Raw genomic sequence first — 4,115 nt, forward strand, 5'->3', positions numbered from 1 at the left:
CCCCCAGCGGGGGAGGGGGCAAGAACAACCCCCCTGCTCGAGCCCGTCGCCACGCCATACCCAGAGAAGCGGGTGTTTTCTCATGCTTTTCGGGCCATGGCACAAGGCACGCTCTTTGTACATTGAAGCATGTGTCATTTGCTGATGCACAAGGCGCGCATGCCGCGCGCGCGATGACATGAAAACCTATGAATACAAACCTGCATGGCGCCACGGTCTCGTCGACCGGACCGGATTTCCTCCTGACGGACCATGATTTTTCGAAGATCCGCACGCTGATCCACCAGCGGGCGGGCATTGCCCTGAGCACGCAGAAACGCCAGATGGTCTACAGCCGGCTGGCGCGGCGCCTGCGCGAGCTGCGCCTGACGGAGTTCGCCACCTACCTGAATTTCCTGGAAGCCGACCCCGACGGCGACGAGTGGCAGCAGTTCACCAATGCGCTGACGACCAACCTGACGGCTTTCTTTCGCGAAGCCCACCATTTCCCGGTGCTGGCCGAGCATGCCAAAAAATGCCCGCAGCCCATGACGGTCTGGTGCTCGGCCGCCTCGACGGGCGAAGAACCTTATTCGATTGCCATGACGCTGATCGAGGCGCTGGGCGAGCGCGCGGCCAGCGCCGCCAGCGTGATCGGCACCGACATCGACACCCAGGTGCTGGCCAAGGCCGCCACCGGCGTGTTCACGCTGGAGCAGGTCAGCAAACTCCCGCCGGCGCGGCTCAAGCGCTTTTTCCTCAAAGGCGCGGGCGCCCAGGCCGGCAAGGTGCGGATACGCCCCGAGGTCGCGGCCATGGTGAAGTTCGAGCAGCTCAACCTGCTGGACACCAAATGGGCGCTGCGCGAACCCTTCGACGCGATTTTCTGCCGCAACGTGATGATTTATTTCGACAAGCCGACGCAGGCGCGCATCCTGCAGCGCTTTGCGCCGCTGATGAAGCCGCACGGCCTGCTGTTCGCCGGGCATTCGGAAAATTTCTCCTTCGCCGCCGACATCCTGCGCCTGAAGGGCCAGACGGTGTACGAGCTGGTGCACAAGGTGAAGGCCGCCCCATGACACCCGCGCACCGGGAAACGGTGGCCACCCACCATTACTTTGACCGCGAGTTCGGCATCTCGGCGGTCAAGCTGCTGCCGGGCGAATACTTTGTGACCGGCAAGGACATGGTGCTGACCACCGTGCTGGGCTCCTGCGTGTCGGCCTGCGTGCGCGACAGCACGGCCGGCATAGGCGGCATGAACCATTTCATGCTGCCCGAAGACGCCGACCCGAGCTCGCGCGACGCGGCCGCCGCCATGCGCTACGGCGCCTACGCGATGGAGATGCTGCTCAACGAACTCTTCAAGGCCGGCGCCCGGCGCGAGCGGCTGGAGGCGAAAGTCTTCGGCGGCGGCGCGGTGCTGGCCAACATGACGCTGCTCAACATCGGCGAGCGCAATGCCGACTTCGTGCTGCGCTACCTGCAGATGGAGCAGGTGCGCGTGGCCGCCCAGGACTTGCGCGGCAACTACCCGCGCCGCATCAACTACTTCCCGGTGACCGGCAAGGTCACCATGCGCAAGCTGCGCCAGCAGGACGACGTCGCGCTGGTGCAGAACGAGGAGCGGCAGCTCGCCGCCACGCTGTCCAGGCCGTCCCGGGCCGCCGGCTGCGTCGAGATCTTTAACGTCGACCTGGCCCGTGACGTGGCCAACAAGAATGCGTGGGCCCTATGACAGTCAACAAGATCAAGGTGCTGTGCGTCGACGACTCGGCGCTGATACGCAGCCTGATGACCGAGATCATCAACAGCCAGCCCGACATGGTGGTGGTGGCCACGGCCTCCGACCCGCTGGTCGCGCGCGACCTGGTCAAGCAGCACAACCCCGACGTGATGACGCTGGACGTGGAAATGCCGCGCATGGACGGGCTGGAGTTCCTGGAAAAACTCATGCGCCTGCGGCCCATGCCGGTGGTCATGGTGTCCTCGCTGACCGAGCGCGGATCGGAAGCGGCGCTGCGCGCGCTCGAACTGGGCGCCATCGATTTCGTGACCAAGCCGCGCCTGGGCATACGCGACGGCCTGCTGTCGTACACCGACCTGATCGCCGGAAAAATCCGCACGGCGGCTTCGGCCAAGCTGCTGCCGGCCCGGCGCCCGGCGCCCAATGGCGTGGGCGGCGCAGGCGACGGCCATGCGCCCATGCTGCACAGCCCGCTGCTGAGCACCGAAAAACTCATCATCATCGGCGCCTCCACCGGCGGCACCGAAGCGATACGCGAAGTGCTGCAGCCGCTGCCGCCGGACAGCCCGGGCATTTTGATCGCCCAGCACATGCCGGCGGGTTTCACCAATTCCTTTGCGCAGCGGCTCAATGGCCTGTGCCGCATCAAGGTGTCCGAAGCGGTGCACGGCGAGCGGGTGCTGCCCGGCCATGCCTACATCGCGCCGGGCGGCTTTCATTTGTCGCTGACGCGCAGCGGCGCCAATTACGTCGCGCAGGTCGACCAGGAGCCGCCGGTGAACCGGCACCGGCCTTCGGTCGACGTGCTGTTTGATTCGGCCGCGCGCCATGCGGGCAAGAACGCCATCGGCGTGATCCTGACCGGCATGGGCCGCGACGGCGCGGAAGGCCTGATGCGCATGCGCCAGGCCGGCGCGCACACCTTCGCGCAGGACGAGGCCAGCTGCGTGGTCTTCGGCATGCCGCGCGAGGCGATTGCGCTGGGCGCGGTCAACGAGGTGGTGCCGCTGCAGGAGATGAGCCAGCGGGTGCTGGCCCACCTGCGTTCCTTCGGGGAGCGGGCCAACCGCGTGTAGTGGATGTTGCGAAAGTTTTGGGGGCTTCCGGCCGGCGCTTTTTTGGATTGCGGCGCTTTCCGGATGACATGTGTTTGAGAGTTTGATTCGAGAAAACTGGAGTGAAGTGTGGTTGATAAAAACATCAAAATCCTGGTCGTGGATGACTTCCCGACCATGCGCCGGATTGTCCGCAATCTGCTCAAGGAACTGGAGTTCGTCAACGTCGACGAGGCCGAAGACGGCGCCGCGGGCCTGGAAAAGGTCAAGGCCGGCAACTACGGCTTTGTGGTGTCCGACTGGAACATGCCCAACATGGACGGCCTGGCCATGCTGCAGGCGATTCGCGCCGATCCGCAGTTCGCCAAGCTGCCGGTGCTGATGGTGACGGCCGAGGCGAAAAAGGAAAACATCATCGCGGCGGCCCAGGCCGGCGCGAACGGTTATGTCGTCAAGCCCTTCACCGCGGTCACGCTCGAAGAGAAGATCAACAAGATCTTTGAGAAGATCGAGAAGGAAGGTGCCTGACATGGGCCAGGAAGCACCCCTCTCCACCACCGTGTCCACCGGCAACTCGGCCGAGCAACTGGTCAACCGCATCGGGCACCTGACGCGCCAGATGCGCGAAGGCATGCGCGAGCTGGGCCTGGACAAAAGCATCGCCCGCGCCGCCGAGGCGATCCCCGACGCGCGCGACCGCCTGAGTTATGTGGCGCAGATGACGGAACGCGCAGCCGAAAGGGCGCTCAACGCCATCGACGTGGCCCAGCCCATCCAGGACAATTTGTCGAAGCAGGCCGTGGCCCTGGGCAAGCGCTGGGACGTCTGGTTTGAAAGCCCGCTGGAACTGGCCGACGCGCGCGAGCTCGTCAAGGACACCCGCGGCTACCTGGCCGACGCCCCGGTGCAGGCCAGCGCCACCAATGCGCAACTCATGGAAATCATGATGGCCCAGGACTTCCAGGACCTGACCGGCCAGGTCATCAAGAAGATGATGGACGTGATCAAGGACATGGAGACGCAGCTGCTGCAGCTGCTGATCGACAACGCCCCGCCTGAAAAGCGCCAGGAGGCCAGCAACGGCCTGCTCAACGGGCCGCAGATCAAGACCGGCGTTCCTGACGCGGTCGACGGCCAGGACCAGGTCGACGATTTGCTGGCGAGCCTGGGGTTCTAGTTTTTTTGTAGCGCGCAGAGCCGTTCGCAAAACCCAGCGAAGCGGTCCTGGCTAGGCGCGCCGCCGCAGACAGTGCTAAAGGCACGGCAAGGCGGCTGCAACAACGCCAGGAGGGTTTTTGAGTGGCTCCAGGCGCTTAGCTGAAGGAAACGCCAAT

The 4,115-nt window shown here is 64.7% G+C and carries 5 protein-coding genes; all 5 read left to right on the forward strand.

The features are described from left to right. Window positions 1-188 precede the first annotated feature (188 nt). Window positions 189-1,058, forward strand: a complete 870-nt coding sequence (locus ACLV8F_RS24705) for a CheR family methyltransferase (RefSeq protein WP_411886841.1) — start codon at window positions 189-191, stop codon at window positions 1,056-1,058. Continuing rightward, window positions 1,055-1,717, forward strand: coding sequence for a chemoreceptor glutamine deamidase CheD (cheD, locus tag ACLV8F_RS24710; RefSeq protein ID WP_411886842.1), 663 nt, complete (start codon window positions 1,055-1,057; stop codon window positions 1,715-1,717). Before ACLV8F_RS24705 ends, cheD begins: the two co-directional genes overlap by 4 nt. Further along, window positions 1,714-2,802 (forward strand): protein-glutamate methylesterase/protein-glutamine glutaminase, encoded by a 1,089-nt coding sequence (locus ACLV8F_RS24715; RefSeq protein WP_411886843.1) that lies wholly within the window; start codon window positions 1,714-1,716, stop codon window positions 2,800-2,802. The genes cheD and ACLV8F_RS24715 overlap by 4 nt, the downstream gene beginning before the upstream one ends. A gap of 108 nt (window positions 2,803-2,910) precedes the next feature. Continuing rightward, window positions 2,911-3,309: a chemotaxis response regulator CheY gene (gene cheY, locus ACLV8F_RS24720; RefSeq protein WP_411886844.1), complete on the forward strand. Its 399-nt coding sequence runs from the start codon at window positions 2,911-2,913 to the stop codon at window positions 3,307-3,309. A gap of 1 nt (window position 3,310) precedes the next feature. Then, window positions 3,311-3,958, forward strand: coding sequence for a protein phosphatase CheZ (gene cheZ, locus ACLV8F_RS24725; RefSeq protein WP_411886845.1), 648 nt, complete (start codon window positions 3,311-3,313; stop codon window positions 3,956-3,958). Window positions 3,959-4,115: the final 157 nt, after the last annotated feature.

Source organism: Polaromonas sp. YR568, assembly GCF_943369675.1.
In the GTDB taxonomy this organism is placed as follows: domain Bacteria; phylum Pseudomonadota; class Gammaproteobacteria; order Burkholderiales; family Burkholderiaceae_C; genus Polaromonas.